The sequence below is a fragment of the Mycobacterium bulgaricum genome, from assembly GCF_041287165.2.
GTDB lineage: Bacteria > Actinomycetota > Actinomycetes > Mycobacteriales > Mycobacteriaceae > Mycobacterium > Mycobacterium bulgaricum.
On the sequence record NZ_JBGGKV020000001.1, the window covers coordinates 639,623 to 663,223 of the forward strand.

The 23,601-nt window shown below is 68.1% G+C and carries 23 protein-coding genes and 1 tRNA gene; 13 read left to right on the forward strand and 11 right to left on the reverse strand.

The window, feature by feature from the left end:
* Both ACAG24_RS03160 and ACAG24_RS03165 read right to left on the reverse strand, forming a co-directional pair.
* A complete protein-coding gene (locus ACAG24_RS03160) occupies positions 1-1,245 on the reverse strand; it encodes an ImmA/IrrE family metallo-endopeptidase (RefSeq protein ID WP_062656018.1) in 1,245 nt (414 codons plus the stop codon).
* Positions 1,246-1,294: 49 nt separating this feature from the next.
* Positions 1,295-2,029: a hypothetical protein gene (locus ACAG24_RS03165; protein WP_016343889.1), complete on the reverse strand. Its 735-nt coding sequence runs from the start codon at positions 2,027-2,029 to the stop codon at positions 1,295-1,297.
* A gap of 542 nt (positions 2,030-2,571) precedes the next feature.
* Between ACAG24_RS03165 and ACAG24_RS03170 the strand changes: the two genes are divergently transcribed.
* Positions 2,572-2,955 (forward strand): hypothetical protein, encoded by a 384-nt coding sequence (locus tag ACAG24_RS03170; protein ID WP_079636241.1) that lies wholly within the window; start codon positions 2,572-2,574, stop codon positions 2,953-2,955.
* Positions 2,956-3,185: 230 nt separating this feature from the next.
* On the opposite strand, the gene ACAG24_RS03175 is transcribed toward ACAG24_RS03170, so the two are convergent.
* Positions 3,186-3,404 (reverse strand): hypothetical protein, encoded by a 219-nt coding sequence (locus ACAG24_RS03175; protein ID WP_024452057.1) that lies wholly within the window; start codon positions 3,402-3,404, stop codon positions 3,186-3,188.
* Between the two features lie 112 nt (positions 3,405-3,516).
* Between ACAG24_RS03175 and ACAG24_RS03180 the strand changes: the two genes are divergently transcribed.
* The 7 genes from ACAG24_RS03180 to ACAG24_RS03210 all read left to right on the forward strand — a co-directional run bounded on the left by ACAG24_RS03180 (position 3,517) and on the right by ACAG24_RS03210 (position 7,770).
* Positions 3,517-3,711 (forward strand): three-helix bundle dimerization domain-containing protein, encoded by a 195-nt coding sequence (locus ACAG24_RS03180; RefSeq protein ID WP_016343884.1) that lies wholly within the window; start codon positions 3,517-3,519, stop codon positions 3,709-3,711.
* A 546-nt stretch (positions 3,712-4,257) separates the two neighbouring features.
* On the forward strand, positions 4,258-5,043 hold the full coding sequence (locus ACAG24_RS03185; protein ID WP_370471225.1) for a type II secretion system F family protein: 786 nt from the start codon (positions 4,258-4,260) through the stop codon (positions 5,041-5,043).
* Positions 5,040-5,612, forward strand: coding sequence for a type II secretion system F family protein (locus ACAG24_RS03190; RefSeq protein ID WP_370471226.1), 573 nt, complete (start codon positions 5,040-5,042; stop codon positions 5,610-5,612). Before ACAG24_RS03185 ends, ACAG24_RS03190 begins: the two co-directional genes overlap by 4 nt.
* A 21-nt stretch (positions 5,613-5,633) precedes the next feature.
* On the forward strand, positions 5,634-5,837 hold the full coding sequence (locus ACAG24_RS03195) for a DUF4244 domain-containing protein (RefSeq protein WP_370471227.1): 204 nt from the start codon (positions 5,634-5,636) through the stop codon (positions 5,835-5,837).
* A 41-nt stretch (positions 5,838-5,878) separates the two neighbouring features.
* A complete protein-coding gene (locus tag ACAG24_RS03200) occupies positions 5,879-6,166 on the forward strand; it encodes a TadE family type IV pilus minor pilin (RefSeq protein WP_370471228.1) in 288 nt (95 codons plus the stop codon).
* Positions 6,126-6,497, forward strand: coding sequence for an Rv3654c family TadE-like protein (locus ACAG24_RS03205; protein ID WP_370471229.1), 372 nt, complete (start codon positions 6,126-6,128; stop codon positions 6,495-6,497). Before ACAG24_RS03200 ends, ACAG24_RS03205 begins: the two co-directional genes overlap by 41 nt.
* Positions 6,498-6,546: 49 nt before the next feature.
* Positions 6,547-7,770 (forward strand): serine/threonine-protein kinase, encoded by a 1,224-nt coding sequence (locus ACAG24_RS03210; protein ID WP_370471230.1) that lies wholly within the window; start codon positions 6,547-6,549, stop codon positions 7,768-7,770.
* A gap of 10 nt (positions 7,771-7,780) precedes the next feature.
* Here ACAG24_RS03210 and ACAG24_RS03215 read toward each other — a convergent pair whose 3' ends face one another.
* On the reverse strand, positions 7,781-8,848 hold the full coding sequence (locus ACAG24_RS03215) for a PAS domain-containing protein (protein WP_370471231.1): 1,068 nt from the start codon (positions 8,846-8,848) through the stop codon (positions 7,781-7,783).
* A gap of 11 nt (positions 8,849-8,859) precedes the next feature.
* Complete coding sequence (sftH, locus tag ACAG24_RS03220) at positions 8,860-11,211, reverse strand: DNA 3'-5' helicase SftH (RefSeq protein ID WP_370471232.1); 2,352 nt, start codon at positions 11,209-11,211, stop codon at positions 8,860-8,862.
* A gap of 308 nt (positions 11,212-11,519) precedes the next feature.
* Here sftH and ACAG24_RS03225 point away from each other — a divergent pair, with 308 nt between their 5' ends.
* The 3 genes from ACAG24_RS03225 to topA all read left to right on the forward strand — a co-directional run bounded on the left by ACAG24_RS03225 (position 11,520) and on the right by topA (position 15,394).
* Positions 11,520-11,723 (forward strand): cold-shock protein, encoded by a 204-nt coding sequence (locus ACAG24_RS03225; RefSeq protein WP_006243848.1) that lies wholly within the window; start codon positions 11,520-11,522, stop codon positions 11,721-11,723.
* A gap of 134 nt (positions 11,724-11,857) precedes the next feature.
* Positions 11,858-12,436, forward strand: coding sequence for a hypothetical protein (locus ACAG24_RS03230; RefSeq protein ID WP_370471233.1), 579 nt, complete (start codon positions 11,858-11,860; stop codon positions 12,434-12,436).
* A gap of 147 nt (positions 12,437-12,583) precedes the next feature.
* Complete coding sequence (topA, locus tag ACAG24_RS03235) at positions 12,584-15,394, forward strand: type I DNA topoisomerase (protein ID WP_445206159.1); 2,811 nt, start codon at positions 12,584-12,586, stop codon at positions 15,392-15,394.
* Here the strand turns inward: topA and ACAG24_RS03240 are convergent.
* The gene (locus ACAG24_RS03240; protein WP_370471235.1) at positions 15,391-17,001 is read right to left on the reverse strand and encodes an adenylate/guanylate cyclase domain-containing protein; all 1,611 of its coding nucleotides are present in this window, start codon (positions 16,999-17,001) and stop codon (positions 15,391-15,393) included. The genes topA and ACAG24_RS03240 overlap by 4 nt on opposite strands.
* Positions 17,002-17,083: 82 nt before the next feature.
* Between ACAG24_RS03240 and ACAG24_RS03245 the strand changes: the two genes are divergently transcribed.
* Both ACAG24_RS03245 and ACAG24_RS03250 read left to right on the forward strand, forming a co-directional pair.
* Entirely contained in the window at positions 17,084-18,307 is a 1,224-nt protein-coding gene (locus ACAG24_RS03245) for a DNA polymerase III subunit delta' (RefSeq protein WP_370471236.1), read from the forward strand.
* A 77-nt stretch (positions 18,308-18,384) separates the two neighbouring features.
* Positions 18,385-18,460 (forward strand) — tRNA-Thr (locus ACAG24_RS03250).
* Positions 18,461-18,505: 45 nt separating this feature from the next.
* Here ACAG24_RS03250 and ACAG24_RS03255 read toward each other — a convergent pair.
* The 5 genes from ACAG24_RS03255 to galE all read right to left on the reverse strand — a co-directional run bounded on the left by ACAG24_RS03255 (position 18,506) and on the right by galE (position 23,593).
* Complete coding sequence (locus ACAG24_RS03255) at positions 18,506-19,336, reverse strand: L,D-transpeptidase (protein WP_370471237.1); 831 nt, start codon at positions 19,334-19,336, stop codon at positions 18,506-18,508.
* 249 nt (positions 19,337-19,585) lie between these two features.
* Positions 19,586-20,077, reverse strand: coding sequence for a hypothetical protein (locus ACAG24_RS03260; RefSeq protein WP_370471238.1), 492 nt, complete (start codon positions 20,075-20,077; stop codon positions 19,586-19,588).
* A gap of 250 nt (positions 20,078-20,327) precedes the next feature.
* On the reverse strand, positions 20,328-20,795 hold the full coding sequence (locus ACAG24_RS03265) for a CAP domain-containing protein (protein ID WP_370471239.1): 468 nt from the start codon (positions 20,793-20,795) through the stop codon (positions 20,328-20,330).
* 49 nt (positions 20,796-20,844) lie between these two features.
* Complete coding sequence (locus ACAG24_RS03270; protein WP_370471240.1) at positions 20,845-22,611, reverse strand: hypothetical protein; 1,767 nt, start codon at positions 22,609-22,611, stop codon at positions 20,845-20,847.
* A gap of 4 nt (positions 22,612-22,615) precedes the next feature.
* Positions 22,616-23,593, reverse strand: coding sequence for a UDP-glucose 4-epimerase GalE (galE, locus tag ACAG24_RS03275; protein ID WP_370471241.1), 978 nt, complete (start codon positions 23,591-23,593; stop codon positions 22,616-22,618).
* Positions 23,594-23,601 lie beyond the last annotated feature (8 nt).

Sequence of the window (23,601 nt, forward strand, 5' to 3'; positions counted from 1 at the left end):
TTAGGCCTGCCGGCGAGGCCGGCGCAGCGCCACCACCGTGTCCCCGCGGTCCAGGATCGCCTCCTCGTCGAGCACCGTCGAGACGGTGTCCGGGGCCGCGGCAACTTTCGCGGGGGCGCCGCGCTGGCCGGCGAGGATGTCGGCCAACAAGTCTGTGGGGTAGATCAGGTCGTGGGCGGCCAAGGCCTCCACGCTGACCGAGCCGTAGCATTCCTCCATCCACCGGCGCAGCAGCCGGGGCCGCTCCGGTGTGCGGGCATTCCAGCCCGGTTCGGTCTTGCCCCAGGTGTGCCCGGTCTCGGAGTTGATCCGCGTGTAGAGCTGGCGCTGCAACGTATCGGCGCGGACCTCATCGATCAGCTTCGACTCGCGAAGGTGAATGATCAACGCCCCCAACGAAATCCGCCACTTCACCTTCGCGTCGACCAGATCGCTGAGCGTGGGAACCGGCGGCACCTCTTTGGCGAGCACTTCGGTCGGGGCCAACAACTCCGAGGCGAACCGGGAGGCTTCGCGCTCCTGGTCATCGCTGACATCGCCATAGCGGTGCAACAACAAGTGCCCGATCTCGTGGGCGACTGTCCAGCGGGTGCGCTCCCAAGAATCCAACGCCCGCAACAACACCAACGGACGTTCTCGATACTCCCCGGTCCGCGCCGAGCACCCCAGATGCTTCTCGGTCAACAACCCGGCCGGCCCGTCCTCATCGGTGTCCCAGTCCACCACTCCGGTGGAACGTGAGTGCTTCATCCGCATCACCACCGGCACCCCGGCAGCTTCCAGCTCGTAGGTCAGCGACTTGATCGGCACCCCGGGCGCCACCCCCAGCCAGCGCCGGGCCTGGGCGGCCGCGGTCACCACATCGGTGCCCGCCGGCAACGGCTCCAGCAGCACCGGGGGCAGCTTGGCCACCGCATTGAGCTGCCCGAGCAGATCACCGACGACGTTGGCGAACACCGCCAGGTACTCCTTCTCGGTGACCGTGGTGGACTTGGGCGCCCGGAACAACAGATCCCGCGCCGTCACCCGCGATGCCGGTGCGGTCGTGAAAAATGCTGGCGGGAAACGCAACAACGCTGTCAGCCGATCGAAATCGGTGGACTCCAGTACCGCGGTCTCGGACTGCTCCAACCGCGTCTGGCGCGGAGAGCGCCACCCCAGATGCTCCATCACCGCGGTGCCTGACAGTCGTCGCAACACCCGGGCCTGGCGGACCCGTGTGCCGAACACCTCTACCGACGCCATCACCGACCACCTCGTCCCCACACGCGCCCGGCCGGTACCAGCTCATCGTCTACGCCTCGGCGTCCCCGGTCTCGGAAGCATTCCTGGGCAAGAACTGCTCGAAGTCCTCGCGCACGTCCTCGTCGTCCTCGGCCACGATCTGCCGCTCGGCAACGGTCTTCGGCCGAATCGCCAGCGGCAACGGCTCGAACCCCAAAATCCGCTCCTCGCTGGTATCCAGATCGGCGACCACCGCCAAGATGCCACCACCCACCGACAACCGGCCCGGGGTCTCCCACCAGTACACAACCAGCTCGTAATCGTCGCCGATCCCCGCCGGCCCGAACACCCGCTGATCCTCGGGCTCGCCGGCGTCGAGCGCCATCTGCTTGCCCGGCTTGGACTTCGGCATCGACTGCGGGGGTAGCGCACCGATATCGGCGGCCCGCTGCGGGCTGATGTGACGCACCCGCGCCCACGCCATCCCCGCATCCCCGATACGCACCGACGAACTCGGGCCCGTCGACATCCGCAACGTCGACCCCGGCCCGCACGAGGCGCCCTCTGGCGCCGCTGGCGGGGTCGGGGCCTTCGCGCTCTGCGCGTCGATGCCGTTCATCGCCAGCACATGACTGCGCACGTCCTGGCACAACGTCCCGCCCTGAATCTGCATCGGGTCGGGAAACACGCCGAACCACCGCGCCAGCGAGGCGTCGAATGCCACACCGATCTCGCCGAGCAGCCTCGCCAACGCGAGACGATGCAAGGCCACCAGCTGTCTCGCCAGTTCCACCGGAACCACCATGGCGGAAATACTGCACGGTTTTTCCTACACCCTTTCGGAGGCGCGCCGTGTGTCGGGTCAGCAATTCTGCGTTGCTTAGCATCCTGCAAGTATACATGTATAAATGGTTGTGAGCTGCACAAATCATGCGTGTCGCGCTGCTTTCTGGCCATGAAGAGCGTTGCGCGCATGCCGCTCCGCGTCCCGGCGGCTCGAATGGCCGCAGTCGGCCTGTGTGGGTCGAACGGTGCGTTCCTTCACTGTGGCCACAGTGAAGATAGTGACGCATGAGGTCTCGTCGCCCGGGGAGCTGGTGCACGTGTGTCGCGTTGGATGGCACGGCAGATGCGATCACCCGTGCGCCGAGGCCGATCTGCCCGTTCTCGATCCCGCTGGCGGCCCAGTGAATGGTACGGAAAGTGAATGGCAGGCAAACAGATCGGCGTTGCCGGATGTGGTGTGCCTGGTCGGCGCGGTAGCCGGGTCGAACACTGTGCGGCAGGCCTGCCCACCCGCTACCGTAGGCACCGGACAAGACCAGACCATCGGAAAAGGGGGGCCGGGTGTCCACGTCGCGCAAACCGCCGGTGCGTAAGGCGCCCGATGATGCCGCCCTGGCCTGGGAGCTGGCCGCCACCGCGCGCCCGTATCTCAGCAGAATCGACGCCGACCGCATCTACATCACCCTGGGCATCGGCGAGACGTTCGCCGCGATCGAGGCCCTGATCACCGCCATCGCATGTAACGACATTCCTCTCGACGACGAACTGATGGCCGCCACCGCCAGCTGGCTGGACTGCTACCACGGACAGAGCGCCGAACCACGCCTGCGACACCTTCTCACCAAGGTCATCGCGTCTGCGTCGCCACAAAACACGCCCGCCGCCCGCGAGCGAACCGGCCCTGGGCCGCACGCAGCGCAAGACCGGTACCGCCGATCCGGTTAGTCGTTAGCGCCTCATCAACGCGGCGTCCTGGACGCCGGGACTAGCCTCGGAAACGGGATATGCCATCTGGCCGGTGTCGCGCCGGGCGACCCCCCTCGCGCGGCGCGACGCCACCCAACATGAGCATGACGATTATTCGACCGGAGTCCTAAACCCCAGGGGACATCGCCTGGCTCACCGGTGTTGATGACGTCGGTCTGGCGCGACCTGTGAGCTTTCACATCAAGGCGCTACCGCCGTGTCTCGGGGAACCGTTCGTAGATGCGGTTGATGTGCCCGTGGGCTTCGGCGAGTTCACGGCGTAGTAGTTGCTCTTGCGGTCCTGCGGGCGACCCCAAGCGGCGTTGCCGCTCGAACTTCTCGATCGCCCTCGTCGTATGAGTGATGTTCTCGTGCAACGCTGACAACAGTCGGAAGGCCTGCGCCAGGTCGGACTCGTCGTTGCTCATCTAACAGATCTTCACACTTCCCGAACCTCACGGGTTCGATAGCCACGATGTGAGGTGAACGGACGTCAATTCCTCGGTTGACGGCACCTGGCCGCCCAGGCATGCTATCGACATGCCGGAGGTCGATGAGCACGTCATGGTTGAAGAAGTCGAGCGTCGGCTCGCCGACAGCTACGCAGACATTCCAGCCGAGCGCATCAACTCCATCGTCCAGAGCGCCTACGCCCAGTTTGAACACAGCCGGATCCGGGACTTCGTTCCGCTGTTCGTCGAGCGCCGAGCCCGCGCCGAACTCGCCCGGAGCTGATCGGCGAATCGGACACTTGACAGCCACGGGCGTCATTGTGGCTGTCGCAGGTTGTTGCTGATCTGAAATAGATTTCGCCGCGTGCCGCGCGGTGCCAGTCGGCGGGCTTCCGGGCACGCGCGATGGCGAAGTACGGCCGCAGTCATAGCGCCACAGAGTAGCGGCGCCCAAGGCGTCGAGTCCTCGGCAGTGACAAAGCCACCCCAGCGTAGGGTCTAGCACTTCTGGTTCTCCGCGACAGCAATCGCCAACCCGCGTCCTACACATGTGCAGGACAATCCGGCGCCCGATTAGACCAGGTACACATGTAACACTCGTCCTGAACAGTCGGATAGCTCAGCTAGGCCCCCTTTGTTACAGATAACAGCAACAGGTGGTACTGCACGTGGCCAGAGACGGTTCGGGGCGCCGCCGACTGAGCGAGGTGGCCGTACTGCGGCGGGCAGACGACGGCCGTGTCGAAGTCGTCCCCTGTTGGCACTACGAGCGGGGCTTCGGGCCCGGGGCGGAGCCGCTGCGCGACTTGGTCCGCACGCGGAGGCGGACGTGACCGGCGCGGCCTTGGCCTTGGCGCTGGCCGTGCTCATCACGCCGGCCGATTCGCGATGGCGCGCCCGGGCGCTGTTGACGGTCGCCACGCGGCGCGCGACGCTGCCCGCGTCCGCAGGTGCGGCAGTGGCGTGCGTGGTCGTGTGGCTGGTCTCGACACCCATGGCCGCGGTGGCGTCGGGCCTCCTGCTGGGCACGCTGCTCGTCCGGCGACGCCTCGCCGCGCAGCGGAGACGACGCGTCGGGGAGGGGGCGTCGCTGCAGGGCGTGCTCGACGTTCTGGTCGGCGAGTTGCGTGTCGGCGCTCACCCGGTGGCTGCGATCGGCGCCGCCGCCCAGGAAGCCGACGGCCGCATCGCCGCGTCGCTGGACGCGGTCGCGGCGCGGGCGATGCTGGGGGCCGACGTCGCGGCCGGGCTGCGCACCGAGGGCCGATCGTCGCCGTCGCCCGGTTACTGGGATCGGCTCGCCGTCTGCTGGCACCTTGCGCAGACACACGGCCTGGCAATCGCGACCCTCATGCAGGCCGCACAGCGGGACATCGCCGAACGAGAACGGTTCCGCGGCCGCGTCGAGGCGGGTATGGCCGGCGCGCGCGCCACCGCCGCGATACTGGCGGGCCTGCCGCTGCTCGGGGTGCTGCTCGGCCATGCCATCGGCGCCGAACCCCTCACCTTCCTGCTGTCCGGCGGGGCAGGCGGATGGCTCCTCGTTGTGGGCACGACATTCGTCTGCTCCGGACTGTTGTGGTCGGACCGCATCACCTCGCGGGTGCTGACGTGATGTGGGCGGCCGTGCTTCTCGCCGCAGCCGTGCTGGCCCTGCCTCCGGTGTCGCTCACCAGGGTGCGGCGCGGATTGGAACCGGTTCTCGACGAGCGCGCGCGTGAGGCCGACGAGGACCCGCTCGCCGTGGCCGCAAGTCTGGACGTGCTCGCGGCGTGCCTGCGATCCGGCATGGCGGTGTCGACCGCAGCAGCCGCGGTCGCAGCCTCGGCCCCGGCCCGGATGGCGGCACTGCTGAGACGAGCCGCCGACCTTCTCGCCCTCGGCGCCGAACCTGCGCGCGCCTGGGCGGATCCGGCCGGCGCGGCGGACGGTCACCTGCACGCCTTTCTGCGGATGGCGAGGCGGTCGGCGGCATCCGGTACCGCCCTCGCCCACGGCGTCGAGGACCTGGCCGCTCAACTACGTGGCGACGCGGCCGACGCGGCGAGTGCGAGAGCCGAGCGGGCCTCGGTGTTGATGGCCGGCCCGCTCGGGCTGTGTTACCTGCCGGCATTCCTGTGCCTGGGCATCGTGCCCGTGGTCGCAGGGCTGGCCGGTGAAGTCCTGCAAACAGGAGTGCTGTGACGGAATGCAAAGGAGAAAGCAATGGTCAGAAAACGCCTTCAGGACCTACGGACACGGTTGATCGTCCTCGCGGTCGCCGACGACGGCATGTCGACGGTCGAATACGCGATCGGCACGATCGCGGCGGCCGCGTTCGGGGCGATCCTGTACACGGTCGTGACGGGCGATTCGATCGTGACCGCCCTGACCAACATCATCAACCGGGCACTGAACACGAACGTCTAGGTGGGGACGCCGGCATCGCCACCGCCGAAGCGGCTTTCGCCGTGGTGGCATTGGTCGCCGTCCTCGCGATCTGCCTCGCCGGACTCACCGCGATCAGCATGCAGGTGCGCTGTATCGATGCCGCGCGCGAGGCGGCACGGTTGGCCGCGCGAGGGGATGCCACGTGGGCGACGCTGGCTGCGCAGAACATCGCACCGCCCGGCGCGGTCATCGACGTCCGCCGCGATGGGGATTTCGTCCTCGCGCGCGTCACGGCGCGATCGGCTCTGTTGCCGATGGTGGCAATCGGTGCCGAGAGTGTGTCGGCCGCCGAGGAGAGCGCAGGATGAGCGGGGTTCGGCGAGTCTGATCGCCGCCGCGATGTGTGCCGTCTTGCTCGCCGTCACGGTCGGCGGGGCGCAGATCGGGGCGTCGGTGGTGGCCCGGCACCGCGCCCAGGCGGCGGCCGACCTTGCGGCGCTCGCCGGCGCGGCAGCGGTGCCTGCCGGTGCGGGTGAGGCGTGCGCAAAGGCCTCGGCGGTGGCACAGAGGATGGCGGCGGCTTCGGTGGGCTGCTCCGTCGACGAGCTGGACCTGGTCGTCACGGTCGAGGCGCCGGTGCCCCTGCGGCTTCTCGGGTCAGCGAACGCCCGCGCGATCGCCCGGGCCGGGCCGGGATAACCTCCAGCGGCAGGGTTTACGCCCGCGCAAGGAGGGATACGCACCGAGGATGACGAGCCAGGACATGCTTGTCGGCCGCTACGAACTGCGCGGTCTGCTCGGCATCGGCGGGATGGCGGAGGTCCGCGACGGCTGGGACACGCGGCTGGATCGCCCCGTGGCAATCAAGCTGCTGCATCCCAGCTTCAGGGCCGATCCGGACGCCCGTCGGCGCTTCGATGACGAAGCGCGATCGGCGGCACCGCTGTCGCATCCGAACATCGTCGCCATTCACGACTTCGGCGATCACGAAGGCACCCCGTTCATCGTGATGGAGCGGCTACCCGGCCGCTCCCTCGCCGATGTCATCGCCGTCGGGCCCATGCCGCCGGCGCACGTTCGTTCCATGCTCGACGACGTACTGGCAGCGCTCAGCGTCGCGCACGGGGCAGGTGTGCTCCATCGCGACATCAAGCCGGGAAACATCCTGCTCACCGCCGACGGGCAGTCGATGAAGGTCGCCGATTTCGGCATCGCCAAGAGTGCCGGCGCCGCGCTGACCGCGACGGGGCAGGTCATCGGCACGATGTGCTACATGAGTCCGGAGCGGGTTTCCGGTGCGCCCGCGTCGGTCTCCGACGACCTCTATGCGGTGGGGCTGATGGGTTACGAGGCGCTCTGCGGGCATCGCGCGTTCCCCCAGGACAACCCCGTCGCACTCGCCCGCGCGATCATGGACTCACCCCCGCCGCCCCTGAGCACGCGTACCGACGTCGATCTCGTGCTTGCCGCCGTCATAGACCGCGCCATGAACCGGGATCCGCGCGGCCGCTTCGGCAGCGCCGCCCAGATGCGCGCCGCACTCGCCGGTGATGCGACGGCACTGGCCGCGGGTGCACTCACGCACAGGCCGGCGACCAGGGTGCTCGCCCAGCCGCTACCCGACCCGACGACCCATCTCGTGGCGGCGCCTGCGCCCCGCCCGACGACACGCCGACGCAAGTATCTGATCGCCGCTGCCGCCCTGGCCGCCTTCGCCGTCACCGCGCTGGCCCTGGCGCTGGAGCCGTTCACGTCGACCACACCTCAGGAGACGGTCAGCACCAGCACCGCCGTGCCGCCACCGCGCCCGACCAGTGCACCGCCGCCACCGCCCCCGGTGGTTCCGGTCACCCAGCCCGCTCCGCAGCCGGTGTTCGAAGAGCCGGTCAAGCCGGACAAGCCGAACAACGGCCGCGGCAACGGCAACGGCAATGGCAACGGGAACGGGAACGGCAAGAAGCCGAAGGATTGAGCGACCGAATCTACTTCGTGCGCGGGTAACCGCCGGCGGACTGTGCGTCCGAACCGGGGCGTTCGTCGATACCCGCGGCGGCAAGCTCGGCGGTGGTCGGCAGCCGCAGGGACGCCAGGCCGGCGTGGATGCCCTTACCGAGTTGGACCCGGTTGACCGTCACATGAACCGGTATCCACCCCCCGTGCTGGCCCACCATGCGCAGCACCCCGCTGGCGGCACCGCTGTCGAAGTCGGCGGCCATCCTCTTCATCGTCTGCCGGTCCTGCGGGTGGACGGCGTGCTCGCGCGCCATACCCGCGCGCCAGTCGAAGAAGGGCACCGGGTCGTCCAGCCACTTCAGCAGCGTCCAGCTCCTCGGATCCACCAGTGCCCGGTGCACACCCGGCTGAGCCAGGCCGTCGAGGATGCGCTGTGCCAGCAGGTCGTGCTGGATACCAGGGCCCTCGCGGACGCTGCGCCAGTTCATCGCGCGGCAGATGAGCCGCTCGGTTCCGTCCTCCTGCGTCTCGGGTACCGATCGTGCGACAAATCCGACGGTGATCGGTTCGCCGCGGTAGTCCGTTACATCCCAGGTGTCGCAGATGGTCAGTCCCGCTTCGGGATTGATCACCATGCTGATCACCTCGGCTTCGTTCGGATTGAGTTCGCGGCGGGGCAGGTCGTCGGCGAACGCGCGTCCGTGGGTCATCTGCTTGGCCGGATCCCACCCGCCCACCTGCAGGGATTCCGGGGTGTCGGTCGCTGTGCCCGCCGTCAGGTCCCACATCAGCGAACCCACCAGCGGGCGCTCGGGCGGTGCTTCATCCGGCGCACCAAGCCAGATCTGGACGCCGTGGATGCGGCCGTCCGACATCTGGACGACCTCGGTGCGGATCACCCGGTCGTTCTTCGGGGTGATGCTGCTCAGGCCGGTCGCCCCGCGCACTGTTTCGCCGATGGCCGTCTGGATGGCCATCAGGTGGGGATTGCGCCGCAGGAAGGTGCCGATCGGCACCAGGTCTTTGGTGTGGGCACCGTGTGCGACGACGACAGGCTCGGTGCCGAGTGTTTCCACGAGCATCCAGTCGTGGGTCATGGACAGGGATCCTACCGAGGACTGATCGGTCCGTTCGTTGCCAGGGCGCGCGTGACCAGGCGCAACACTCGAACCGCTCCGGCTTTGTCGAGGGGGTCGTTACCGTTGCCGCACTTCGGCGATTGAACACATGACGGGCAGCCCATGGGGCACTCGCACGCCTCGATGGCCGACGCGGTGGCCTCCCACCATTGGCTCAGCGTGCGGAAGCCGCGGGCGGAAAATCCCGCTCCACCCGGGTAGCCGTCGTAGACGAAGATCGTCGGCAGGCCGTCGACCGGGCCCACTGCCGTCGACACCCCGCCGATGTCTCCGCGGTCGCAGCTCGCCATCAGCGGCAGCAGTCCGATCGCGGCGTGCTCGGCCGCGTGCAACGACCCCGGTACGCGCAGCGGGTCTATCCCGTTGTCCTGCAGAGCTTCCGGCGTGATGGTGCACATCACCGCCATTGTCTCCAGATTGCGGGTCGGCATCTCGAGTTCGACGAAGTCGATCACCTCGCCGTCGAGTCGTCTGCGCAGGTACCCGGTCACGGTGTTGCTCACGCACACCGGCACCAGGCCGACGGTGACGGGTCCGTGCTCGGTGCGTTCGCCTTGTCCCGTGACCGTGATGTCGGTGATCTCCCGTGCGAACGTCGTGTAACCCGGGTCCTCGGCGTGGACGAAGGCGATCCCGTCCTCGAAGTCGAGGGAATCGACGACATAACTCTCGCCCTGATGCAGATAGACGGCACCGGGATGGACCGACGCCGGGGCCTGACCCGCACCGGCGCTGCCGAGCATCCGCCCCGTGCCCGCTTCCAGGATGGCGATCTGCCCGCCGGCCGAACCGCGGATGTCGACTGCGGGGTGCGGATCCAGGCCGGGTGCGGGGAAGTAACCGCTGGGGCGACGCCGCAGCAGTCCGTCGTCGACCAGGGTGGCGGCCACGGCCTCCGCGTCCCACATGCGCACCTCGGCGTCGGTCAGGGGCAATTCGGTTGCCGCGCAGAGCAGCTGAGGCCCCAGCACGAACGGGTTCGCGGGGTCGATCACCACCCGCTCGATGGGTTTGTCGAGCAGTGCCGCCGGGTGGTGCACCAGGTAGGTGTCGAGGGGATCGTCGCGCGCGATGAGCACGATGAGCGCGCCCTGGCCGCGCCGGCCCGCCCGCCCGGCCTGCTGCCAGAACGAGGCGACGGTCCCCGGAAACCCGGCCAGCACAACGGCATCGAGGCCCGCGATGTCGACGCCGAGTTCCAGTGCGTTCGTCGTCGCCATCCCGCGCAGCCTGCCGTCGGCGAGCGCGTGCTCTAGGTCGCGGCGGTCCTCGGCGAGATATCCCGCGCGGTACGACGCGACCTGGTCCGCCAATTCGGGTGCGGTGTCGGCCAACCGGGCTCTGGCGCCGAGTGCGGTGAGTTCGGCGCCCCGGCGGGAGCGCACGAACGTCAGCGTGCGCGCTCCTTCGGTCATCAGGTCGGCCATCACCCGGGACGCCTCGGCGCCGGCGGAACGTCGCACCGGAGCGCCGTTCTCGCCCAACAGATCGGGGATGAGCGCCGGTTCCCACAATGCGACCGTGCGGGCGCCCTGGGGTGAACCGTCCTCGGTCACCTCGACCACCGTCTGACCGATGAGCTCCGACGCCGTCGCCGCGGGCTGTGACGTCGTGGCGCTGGCGAAGATGACGGTGGGCATGCTCTCGGTCGCGGAGTATCGCGCGCACAACCGCAGCAGCCGGCGCAGCACCATCGCCACATTCGAGCCGAAAATGCCGCGGTAGTAGTGACATTCGTCAACGACGACGTACTGCAGGTGGCGTAGGAAGACCGCCCAGCGCGCATGGTTGCGCAGCAGCGACAGATGGATCATGTCCGGGTTGGAGAAGATCCAGCGGGACCGCTCCCGTGCGAAGCGGCGCACCTCCGAGGGGCTGTCGCCGTCATAGGCCGCCGGCGCCACGTCCTGCAGGCCGGGGATCGCGGCCGTCAGCGCTGCGGCCGCACGCAATTGGTCGTGGCCGAGAGCTTTGGTGGGCGAGAGGTAGAGCACTCGCGACCGCGGATTGGCCTTCAAGCTCGTCAATATGGGGAGCTGGTAAGCCAGCGACTTACCGGACGCGGTGCCCGTGCTGAGCACGACGTGACGTCCGTCGTGGGCGAGTTCGGCCGCGGCAAGCTGGTGAGACCACAGCGCCTCGACGCCGCGATCATGGAACGCCCGCACCACATCTGGGTCCACCCAGTGCGGCCACGCCTGCGTCTTCGCACGCCTGGGCGCCAGGTCTGCGACATGGCGCAGCGGGTGCTCGTCGGCGGCGGTGCCCTCGACCGCGCACGCGAGCAGGTCGCGGCCGAAATCCGGCACCGGATCTGTCATCGGACCCTCCGGTGAAGTACTCAGGCCGTCCAAAACCCGGCCCAGAACTTGTTGTACGTGAATTGTTCACTACGTGATGACCGCGAGACTGTCGCCACAGCCATGAACGTGGTTGACTGATCGCGGTCGCAGCTTCTGTGTTCGTGTATCAGCACCCGCAGGAACGACGTTGCGATCGCGGTTCCTGCGAGGGTTGTAGGTCGGGTCGAGTTCCGAGCACTCCACGAAGGTATGGCGGTCGGAACGGGCCCGGCCTGCCGAAAAACGGCGGACCGCACCCGGTGAATAAGAGAAGGAAAGTACGAAAGATGCCACAGGGAACTGTGAAGTGGTTCAACGCGGAGAAGGGCTTCGGCTTCATCGCCCCCGAGGACGGCTCCGCTGACGTTTTTGTCCACTACACGGAGATCCAGGGTTCCGGCTTCCGCACCCTGGAAGAGAACCAGAAGGTCGAGTTCGAGGTCGGCCAGAGCCCCAAGGGCCCGCAGGCCACCGGCGTTCGCGCCGTCTGAGCGGAACAACCAAAGACCTCACAGTCACCCCCGCGCTGTCCATCAGGACGACGCGGGGGTGATCTTTTGTGGGGACGGGGGACCTGCGGCCGGGTAACGCGTCTGCGGGGTGTCGCTGGCCTAATCTCGTCGGTGTGAGCCAGCTGTCCTTCTTTTCTGCGGAGTCGGTGCCCCCGGCGATCGCCGATCTGACGGGGCTGCTGGCTGCGCCGGGCCAGGTGGTGCTCGTCGGCGGTGCGGCTCGGCTGTCGGTGGTGGTGGAACAGCAGTGGCGCGCGGAGGCGCTCGCCGCGATGATCGCCGACGCGGGACTGGAACCCGAGATCGTCCGCACCGACGAGAACAACCCGCTGGTGCGCACCGCCGCGGACGCCCGGCTGACCGGAATCGCCGCTGAATGGACGCGAGGAGCGGTCAAGACGGTCCCGCCGCAGTGGTTGCCCGGGCCGCGTGAGTTGCGGGCCTGGACGCTCGCCTCAGGCACCCCGGAGGCCGATCGCTACTTGCTCGGACTGGACCCCCACGCGCCCGACACGCATTCGGCGCTGGCATCGGCGATGATGAGAGTCGGGATCGCACCGACTCTCATCGGTACCAGAGGGTCTCATCCGGCACTGCGAATCAGCGGACGACGACGTCTATCGCGCCTGGTAGAGAACGTGGGGGAACCCCCTGCGGTCGCCGAGGCGTTGTCGCAGTGGCCGCGGATCTAGTCCGCCCGCGGCACCTCGACGGGGGAGGGACGGTTTGCGTCGGCAAGCCCGGGGTGCGAAATTGTGAGTTGCCAGAGCGGGTCGCACGAGTAAAGGCAACCCGCGGGCAGCAGAAGAACGGTGGAGCTAGAACGGTGAATGGGTCAGGTGGCTGACGGGGACCGCGGCAGCGGCAGAAACGGGTCAGTGCGGCGACTCGTCATAGTCGAGTCGCCCACCAAGGCGCGCAAAATCGCTGGTTACCTGGGGTCCAACTATGTGGTGGAGTCCTCTCGCGGCCATATCCGCGACCTGCCTCGCGCCGCGGCCGACGTGCCGGCCAAGTACAAGTCGGAACCGTGGGCGCGTCTCGGCGTCAACGTCGATGCCGACTTCGAGCCGCTCTACATCGTCAGCCCCGACAAGAAAAACACTGTTGCTGAGCTGAAAGACCTGCTCAAGAGCGTCGACGAGCTCTATCTCGCGACGGACGGTGACCGCGAGGGCGAGGCGATCGCCTGGCACCTGCTGGAGACCCTCAAGCCCCGCATCCCGGTCAAGCGGATGGTGTTCCACGAGATCACCGAGCCCGCGATCCGCGCCGCCGCCGAAGACCCCCGCGACCTGGACAACGACCTGGTCGACGCGCAGGAGACACGCCGCATCCTCGATCGCCTCTACGGCTACGAGGTCAGCCCCGTGCTGTGGAAGAAGGTCGCGCCCAAGCTGTCCGCGGGCCGCGTGCAGTCCGTCGCGACCCGCATCATCGTGCAGCGCGAGCGCGAGCGGATGGCGTTCCGCAGTGCCGGGTACTGGGATGTCACCGCCGAGCTGGACGCCAGCGTGTCCGACGCGCAGGCCAGCCCCCCGACGTTCGTCGCCAAGCTCAACACCGTCGACGGACGTCGCGTCGCGACCGGCCGTGATTTCGACTCCCTCGGAGCCGTCAAGAAGCCCGACGAGGTCCTCGTCCTCGATGAGGCCGCCGCCAACGGCCTGGCCACCGGCCTGCGCGGGGCGCAGCTGGCGGTGTCGTCGGTCGAGCAGAAGCCGTACACGCGACGCCCCTACGCCCCGTTCATGACGTCGACACTGCAGCAGGAGGCCGGCCGCAAGCTGCGCTTCTCGTCGGAGCGCACGATGAGCATCGCGCAGCGGCTCTACGAGAACGGCTACATCACCTACATGCGCACCGACTCGACCACGCTGTCGCAGTCGGCCATCGACGCCGCGCGTAACCAGGCCCGCCAGCTCTACGGCGAGGAGTACGTGCATCCGACGGCGCGTCAGTACACCCGCAAGGTCAAGAACGCGCAGGAGGCCCACGAGGCCATCCGCCCCGCCGGCGACGTGTTCCAGACCCCCGGGCAGCTGCACAGCCAGCTCGACACCGACGAGTTCCGGCTCTACGAGCTGATCTGGCAGCGCACCGTGGCCTCCCAGATGGCCGACGCGCGCGGGACGACGCTGTCGCTGCGGATCGGAGGCCAAGCCTCCGGCGGTGAACAGGTCGTCTTCAACGCCAGCGGGCGCACCATCACGTTCCCGGGGTTCCTGAAGGCCTACGTCGAAAGCATCGACGATCTGGCCGGCGGTGAGTCCGATGACGCCGAGAGCCGCCTGCCGAACCTGACGCAGGGCCAGCGCGTGGACGCCAAGGACCTGACCGCCGACGGCCACACCACCTCACCGCCCGCGCGCTACACCGAGGCCTCGCTGATCAAGGCGCTGGAGGATCTCGGCATCGGCAGGCCGTCGACCTACAGCTCGATCATCAAGACCATCCAGGACCGCGGTTACGTCCACAAGAAGGGCAGCGCGCTGGTCCCGTCGTGGGTGGCGTTCGCGGTGATCGGCCTGCTGGAGCAGCACTTCGGTCGCCTGGTCGATTACGACTTCACCGCCGCGATGGAAGACGAGCTCGACGAGATCGCCTCGGGCAACGAGCGAAGAACCAACTGGCTCAACAACTTTTACTTCGGCGGCGAGCACGGCGTCGACGGTTCGATCGCCCGCGCGGGCGGGTTGAAGAAGCTCGTCGGCGGCAACCTCGAAGAGATCGATGCGCGAGAAGTCAACTCCATCAAGCTTTTCGACGATGCCGAGGGACGCGCGATCAACGTCCGCGTCGGCCGTAACGGGGCGTACCTGGAGCGGATGATCGCCGACCCCGAGAGCGAGACCGGCTTCAAACCGCAGCGGGCCAACCTCAAGGACGAGCTGACCCCCGACGAACTCACCCTCGAGCTGGCCGAAAAGCTTTTCGCCACACCGCAAGAGGGACGTTCGCTGGGTGTCGACCCGGAGACCGGTCACGAGATCGTCGCCAAGGACGGCCGGTACGGACCGTATGTCACCGAGGTGCTGCCCGAGCCTCCCGAAGACCCCGACGCGGGCAGTGGCGCCAAGAAGGGCAAGAAGCCGACTGGTCCCAAACCGCGCACCGGATCGTTGCTTCGCACGATGGATCTGGAGACCATCACGCTCGAGGACGCGCTGCGGCTGCTGTCGCTGCCACGCGTGGTCGGCGTCGACCCCGCCAACGGCGAGGAGATCACCGCGCAGAACGGCCGCTACGGCCCATACCTCAAGCGCGGCACCGATTCTCGATCGTTGGCCACCGAGGAGCAGATGTTCGACATCACCCTCGACGAGGCGCTGAAGATCTACGCCGAGCCGAAGCGCCGCGGCAGGCAGGGTGCGGCGACACCCCCGTTGCGCGAGCTCGGTGTCGATCCCGTGTCGGAGAAGCCGATGGTGATCAAGGACGGCCGTTTCGGGCCGTATGTCACCGACGGCGAGACCAACGCCAGCCTGCGCAAGGGTGACGACGTCCTGTCGATCACCGACGCGCGCGCGTCGGAGCTGCTGGCCGACCGCCGAGCCCGCGGTCCGGTCAAGAAGAAGGCGGCTGCCAAGAAGACCGTCAAGAAGGCGGCGAAGAAGGCGCCCGCGAAGAAAGCGGCCAAGAAGGCCTAACGGGTCCTGCTGGACACGTCGTCGGGGACCTGGCCGTCGACACTGCCCGGCGTGAAGAGATTGATCGGGCGCGCCAGCTGCGTCGGCGCCGTCCGTCCGCGCAACTCGACGATCTCGCCGACGTCCCAGCACAGCGCCTCGGCGTCCAGCGCGTCGGCGACGGCGATCGACGACGCGAGCACGTGGCCGGGTTCGAGTTTGGCCAGCTCGGTCAGGCGCGCGGCTTCGTTGACGGGATCGCCGATCACGGTGTATTCGAAACGGGCCTGAGCGCCGATGTGGCCGGCGATGGCCCGGCCCGCGGACACCCCGATACCGAAGTCCGTCTCACCGAGCACCCTGATGAGCTCGTCGTGCAGCTCGCGGGACGCCGCCAGTGCCGCCCCGGACGCATCGGGATGTTCGATGGGGGCGCCGAAGATGGCCAGCGCCGCATCACCCTGGAACTTGTTGACGAACCCGCCGTGCCGGTTGACGGTGTCGACGACGACACGGAAGAACTCGTTGAGCAGGTTGACGACCTCGGAGGCCGGGATCGTCGCGGCCAGATGCGTCGAGCCGACCAGGTCGACGAACAGCACCGCCACGTCGCGTTCCTGGCCGCCGAGCTCGGTGCCGCGTTCCAGCGCCCGGCGGGCCACGTCCTCGCCCACGTAGCGGCCGAACAGGTCCCGTAATCGTTGTCGCTCGGCCAGGTCACGCACCATGTCGTTGAACCCGGCCTGCAGCAGTCCGAGCTCGCTGGCGTCGTAGATCTGCATGTGCGCGTTGTAGTTGCCGCGCTGCACCTCGCCCAGCGCCCAGCGCAGCTGCCGCAGCGGATCGGCGATCGACATGGCGACAAGCACCGTGCTGGACAGCCCGATGACCAGCGCGACGATCGCCAACAGCAGGATCGTGGTGATCACCCGGTCCGCGGGCGCGGTGAGGACGTCGAACTTGCTGGCCACCAGCGCCAGCAGGATCGCCACCAGCGGAACGCCGGTCGAGAGCACCCAGGTCAGCACCTGGCGCAGGATCACGCCGGGGGCCCGGAAGTTCTCCGGCACACCGCCGCGCAGCGCCGCGACCGCCACCGGTCGCAGCACGCGTTCGGACTGCAGGTACCCGATGATGGCGGTCGCGGTGGCGCCGAGGCCGGTCGCGACCGCCACGACGGGCGCCGACTTGCTGGCCACCGGCCAGCTGGCGACGATGAACACCACCGATCCGAGCAGCCAGTTCGTCGCGCTGATCAGCGAGCGGTAGAACGGCATCTTCAGCGCCCGCATCCGCGCGACCTCGGTGTCGGCGGGGTCGCGATCGCCGAGCAGCATGTCGCGGCGCTGCCAGCGCATCACCGGGATGAGCATGCGCAGCGTGAAGTACGACGCCACGGTGAACGACACGAACAGGTAGCCCAGGAAGATCGCCAGGTTGAACGTGGGCAGATCCTGCAGCTGGATGCGGTCCTCGGGCGGCAGGCCGAAACGCAGGAAACCGAGCACCAGCAGGGCTCCGATGATGTCGGCCTGCAGCATGCCCAGCGTGAACACCGGCCATGGCGTGCGCGCGACCCAGCGGACGAATGCGCTGATTCGTCCCACCTCGATCGCTTCGGCGGCCATGGGATTACCGTATCGGGCCGCGCTGACCCGGAAGGGGCGTCTGGGACGGACGTGTCGGTTCGCAGCATTACTGTTATCGGCGATGGCCGGTGTTTTCTCGCGTCTTGTGGGTCAGGACGCAGTTGAGACGGAGTTGGTGGCCGCAGCACGTGCGGCCCGCGGTGATTCCGCTCACAACGAGCCCGACGCTGCGACCGGCACCATGACGCACGCCTGGCTGATCACCGGTCCGCCCGGGTCAGGGCGTTCCGTGGCAGCGCTGTGCTTCGCGGCTGCCCTGCAGTGCACCTCCGAGGGGAAACCCGGCTGCGGCGAATGTCGCGCCTGTACGACGGCGATGGCGGGCACCCATGCCGACGTCCGGCGCATCATCCCGGAAGGCCTGTCCATCGGCGTCGACGCGATGCGCACCATCGTGCAGATCGCGTCGCGCAGGCCAGGCACCGGTCGTTGGCAGATCGTCGTGGTCGAGGACGCCGACAGACTGACCGAGGGTGCGGCCAACGCGCTGCTCAAGGTGGTCGAGGAGCCGCCGCCGTCGACCGTGTTCCTGCTGTGTGCCCCGTCGGTCGACCCCGAGGACATTGCGATCACGCTGCGTTCGCGCTGCCGCCACGTCGCACTGGTCACCCCGCCGGTCGACGCGATCGCGCGGGTGCTGATCGAGTCCGACGGACTGCCCGAGAAGGACGCCAGGTGGGCCGCCTCGGTCAGCGGGGGACACGTCGGGCGGGCGCGCAGGCTGGCGACTGACGAGCAGGCCCGAGAGCGACGCCTGCGGGCGCTGGGTCTGGCTCGTGACGCCGCGACCCCGTCCCGGGCGTACGCCGCCGCCGAGGAGTTGGTGGCGACCGCGGAGGCGGAGGCGAAAGCCCTCACCGAGGACCGCAACGAGGCCGAGGCCGAGGAGCTGCGGACGGCGCTGGGTGCGGGAGGGACGGGCAAGGGCACCGCCGGGACGATGCGGGGTGCCGCGGGCGCGCTCAAGGACCTGGAGAAACGGCAGAAGTCACGGCAGACCAGGGCGTCGCGCGATGCCCTCGACCGCGCGCTGATCGACCTCGCGACCTACTTTCGGGACGCCCTGCTGGTGTCGTCGGGGGCAGGCGCCGTGTCGGCCAACCACCCCGACATGGCAGAGAAGGTGGCCGCGATGGCCGCCCACGCGTCGCCCGACAAGCTGTTGCGCTGCATCGAGGCGGTGCTGGAATGCCGCGAGGCGCTGGCCGTCAACGTCAAGCCGAAGTTCGCGGTCGACGCGATGGTCGGCACGGTCGGGCAGGCGTTGCGCAGTCAAGTTGGGTAGCACGGGGGCCCTACCGTAGACTCACCACGCTGGTCACCGGCGCTTCGCTCTTCGCGCAAGCGCTCTCCGCCCGGCACGCCGCCTTAGCTCAGTCGGTAGAGCGATTCACTCGTAATGAATAGGTCGGGGGTTCGATTCCCCCAGGCGGCTCCAAGCACTCAGCCCGCACCGCATCTCGCGGCGGGTCCCGCGCGAAATCTAGCGGGGCACGGCTTGCGGCACCTCGACGCCGTTCTCCCGCACGATGATCGGGTCACCCATGTTGACGGTGTTGAAGTACCACTCGGCGTCTTCGGTGCTGAGTCCCACGCATCCGTGGCTGCCGTTCTCGTTGCCCATCTGGTTGACGGCCCAGGGTGCCGAATGCACGAAGAGCCCGCGCTGCGTGAACCGGACCGCGTATTCGACATCCAGCAGGTAGCCGTCGGGAGCATCGACAGGGATGCCGACGCTGCTCGAATCCATCGTCACATCACGTTCTTTGGCCAGAACGGAATACACACCCACCGGGGTGGGGTACTCGGGACGACCCATGGAAGCCGGGAACACCCCGTTCTGTCCCCAGAAAGGGCGGTGGTGCGGCGCGGGGAGCTCGGAGGGTGGCTTCCCGTCGACTGTCACCGTGAACGTGTGGTCCGAGAGGTTGGCGACGCCGATCACCGCCGGGCCCACGTCGAATCTTCTGGTGGGCAGGTTGCCCAGCGTGAGTTTCACGGTGCTGTGCGCCGGCCAGAAGGTGTCCGGAACCCAGTGTGCGACATCGCCTTCGACCCATTCGAACGTTCCGGTCATGGGTGGCTCCGACCTGACGCGCACCGCCTGCTCGGCGGCGCGCCGATCGGCGACGAACCTGTCGAAGGTGATGACCAGGGGATGCGCCACACCCACCACCGCGCCGTCCGCCGGCAGCAGAGACTCGATCCCCAGCTGTGGTGTCGAGCTGGCGACTTCGTTGATCTCCACCGGCCGGATCGCCACGGTGGCAGCCACCATGCCCACAACGAAGGCACTCCGCACAGCCACGCGCATGGCACTCCGTATCGTTCGAGGTTGCAGCGTCATCAGATTTGATGGTCGTGATTTCACAGTAGTCGGCGAAAGTTCATGTTGCGCAATCGATTCGGTGAAGGCTTCGTCACGCTTCGGCAACGCCACCTCGCGCGCAACACCCCGAATCATGTTGTGCAACAGATATTTTCGATCCTGGGCGCGTCCGGCATCGCGAAGCGACGGCGGCCCGCCCCCTGCAAAGGGACGGGCCGCCGGCGATGGCTTCAGCTACCGGGCGGGGCCCGGTGCGATCGGCTGACCGGGCACCGGTGCTCCACTCGGGGCGGGGCCGGTCAGGTCGCCCTTGCCCGAGAGACCGCCCATCGTGCTCAACGGGAGGCCGCCCGCAGCGGCTCCGGCCACAGGGACCGGCGGAACAACCGGCGGCGGCGCCACGGGCGGAACCACGGGCGGCGGCGCCAGCGGCGGGACCACGGGTGGAACGACGGGCGGCGGCGCCAGCGGCGGGACCACGGGTGGAACCACGGGTGGCGGCGCCAGCGGCGGCGGGGGCAGCGGCCCGGGCAGGGCCATCGGGACACCGGCCATCTCGGAGACCGGTGCGCAGCCCGCGGCTGCTGCCGGATCCGTGCCGGCCGAGGTGTAGAGGCATTCGCCACCTCCGGCTTGCGCAACACCGGGACTGAACGCCAGGGCGATACTGCACAGCCCGGCACCGACGGCAGCCACTCTGACGCTGAGTCGATCAAAGACCGCCATCAACAACCAACTCCTTCATCCACACAGTCAGGATTGCGTCCAGAGGCAAACAGAACGTCTACGTACCGCTGCCCTCAGAACGACAACGTCAATTTAGGGGCATCTGCGGCGATGAGGGAATGCATCGTTTCCGAACAGATATGTTCAACGCGGTTTGATACCTGTCTGTATCGAAATCGGTTGAAAAAGACATGATTCCGAGATCGAAGCACTCGCGTTTCGCGACTTTTGCTTTGCGCGGGCGTGCACGCTATGCGGCTGCGAAGTCACCCACAGCGGTCATCATGGTGCCGTTCGACGCGGTGGCGAAGCCCGCCGCAGCGAACTCGCAGTTGAGGATGATCGCCCGGTGCCCCGGACTTCCCATCCAGAAGGCCAGCGCTGCATCCGCGGTCGCCGACGATCCGGTGGCCCAGAACACGATCTCGCCCGACGGAGCCGTTGCATAGCCTGCGTCTGCCATTCGCGCGCTCGGTGTCGAGCCGTCGGAGCCTCGGTGGCTGAAGTTGTTGTTCGCGAGCATATCGTTGGCGTGCCGTTGCGCCGCCGCGGTCAGACGCGGATCCTGACGGATCGCCCCGCAGGACTGGCGAAGCTGATTGACGCCGGCGTACAACCCGCTCGCCACATCGGCCTGCGCCGGGAACTCGGCGGTAGCGCCGACCGCCGTGATGACGACAGCGCCGACCGCGAGGGCACCCGCGATCTTCATCCTCATCACCCCTACGTCGTGCAGTGGGTGGAATTCGTTACAGAACCGAGATGATCTACGCCGGCGCGACGAACCCGACGGGGCCGGCGGCGACGCACACCGACAGCGCGGCGGTGGTCGCGTCGACGGTGATCGCATCGCCGGCCCCCGGCAGTCGGACGTACACGCGGTTGAGCCCAGGGTGTACCGGAACCTTGACCTGTTCGCCTTCCGACAGCGACAGCGTCATCGACCCGTCGCTGTTGCCCAGGTAATTCAGTTCGACGGTCCAGTCGGCAGGCAGCAGGGGACCGTCGAGCGGCATGCGCACGGGGAAGTCGGGCTGCACGAGATACCCACACTGGGCGTCGGGGCCGGGACGGATGCTGCGCACCCACGTCACCTGCGCATCCACCAGAGTGCCTGCGGCATCCAGCATGCGCAGATCTGTTGTTGCCGAGGAAAATTCGGGGCGGTCCGAAAGGAGCGCGAACATGTGGGAGGCGAGGTTCTCCGGCCATGCCACCCGCTGCAGCACCAGCGGATCGACCTCCTGGTCCAGCATCGGGGCGTCAGAAGTGGCGTGTGCCAGCGCCAGGCCCGTGCGCGCGTTCTGCAGGTACGGCTGCGCCGGGTTGTCGCGCCAGCTGGTCAGGAACGTCGCGGTGGAGTAGAGGCTGCTGGCCACGAAAGCGCTTGCCGCGCACACCGATACGAATGTCCTCCGCGTCGAGGCATCCAGCCACGCCGACGACTCCCGGTTGGGTGCGCACAGCCCGACGGCCGCCAAAAGCGCCAGCACGACGACGAGGTCAGGCAGATAGCGCAACGTCTGCGCCAATTCCAGCGCGGTGAACTGCGAGGACCGCATCAGGTAGATCGGCACCTGACACGCCACCGCATATGCCAGTGCCGCCAACCAGACGGGACCGAGGCGGTGCTTGCGCCGCAGCGACAATACGACCACAGCGGCGAGCCCCACCCAGCCGAGCACCATCACGGCCGCCGGCGGTGTCGCCCACGGTGAGGCCGGCGCCCAGCGCTGCCAGTCCCACGGACCTCCGACGAGGCCGGGCACGATGCCGTGAGTGAAGGAGCGGCGCAACAGTTCCCACGTCATCGCGAGGTCGAAGCTCCAGCGTTGCTGATCGACGACGAGCAGGTACACACCGATCCAGGCCGCCGTCAGCGCCAGCGACGACACCCACAGCCGAAAACCTCGCCGCCACACCTCGCGGAGGGAGGCGCCCCCGGTGACATACCCGTGCAGGGCGACGACCGTGAAGGCGATGAACGGGATGATCGCCGACTTCTCGAAGAACAGCAGCCCGCCCAGGTACACGAGCGCACCGGAGACGGCGTAGCGCTGGTTGCCGGTGCGCACCAACAGGATTGCATCGGCGCAGACCCACGCCATCGCCGCCAGCATCGGCAGCGAGTTCAGCCCGGCCGCCCACCACGCGTAGCCGGGCACCGCCAGCGGGGTGAACAACGCGAATGTCAGCGGGATCAGCAGCACCGGCCGCCAGCCCAGGATCACGTACAGCGCACGAAGCAGCGCCAGCGATGCCGCGAGCGCCAGCACGACAAGGCTGATGGCGGGCCCGATCCAGTTCAGCGGCGCCACCCTGGTGATGGCGCCTGCGACGAGGAACGCCCCGGGCATGACATGCCCGTCGTGGTCGTCGAACAGGTACTGCGCAGAGAGCAGGCTCTGTGTGCCCGCCCGGCCGACGAGAATGAGGTCGTCCCAGTAGAAATAGCCGCCGAACGCCAGCACGGCCCGGAGTACCAGATGCAGCACGATCAGCGCCACAGCGGCACGGGCGACGGCAGATCTCATGGAGCTAGCGGGGATACGTGTCTCCGGCCTTCTGCCGAGCCCGCCACGCCGAGGCCACCATCTCGTCGAGCGAATGCCGGTTCGCCCAGTCCAGGTCGCGCGCCGCGAGGTCGCCTGCGGCGACGATGCGGGCGAGATCGCCCGGCCGCCGCGGAATCACCTCCGGCTCGAAGTCGATGCCGGTGATACTTCGCATCGCGGTCATGATCTCGCGCACCGACGTGCCTGCGCCGCTGCCGAGGTTGTACACAGGTTCGAGGTCGAGCCCGTCGGCGAGCCTGTGGGCCGCGGCGACATGGGCCAGCGCGAGGTCGGTGACGTGGATGTAGTCCCGGACGCAGGTGCCGTCCGGCGTCGGATAGTCGTCTCCGTTGATGCGCGGTGTCTCCCCGCGGTAGAGCATGTCGAAAACCCGCGGGAAGAGGTTGTGCGGGCTGACGTCGTACAGGTCGTCCGATCCGGATCCGACGACGTTGAAGTACCGCAGACTGGTGTGCCGCAGCCCGGTTGCGCGGCCGGCGTCGCGCAGCAGCCATTCGCCGATCAGCTTCGTCTCGCCGTACGGCGACTCCGGCACCGTCGGGGTGGACTCGTCGACGAGGTCGACGTCGGGCGTTCCGAACGTTGCCGCGCTCGAGGAGAAGACGATCTTGTCGACGCCGCGGTTCTCCATCGCCTGCAGCAGGACGACGGTCGCCGATACGTTCTGCTCGTAGGTGTGCAGCGGCCGCTTGACCGACTCACCGGCGTACTTGTAGCCGGCGATGTGGATCACGCCGTCGACGTCGAAACGCTCGAGAGTGTCCTCGGTCAACGCTGCGTCCAACAGTGTGCCCTCGACGAAATCCGCGCCGTCGGGCACGAATGCTTTCAGGCCGGTGGACAGGTCGTCGATGATCACCACACCGAGCCCCGCGTCGAGCAGCGCGCGGACCACGTGTGACCCGATGTAGCCGGCTCCGCCGGTCACCAACCAGCTCATGTCGTCTC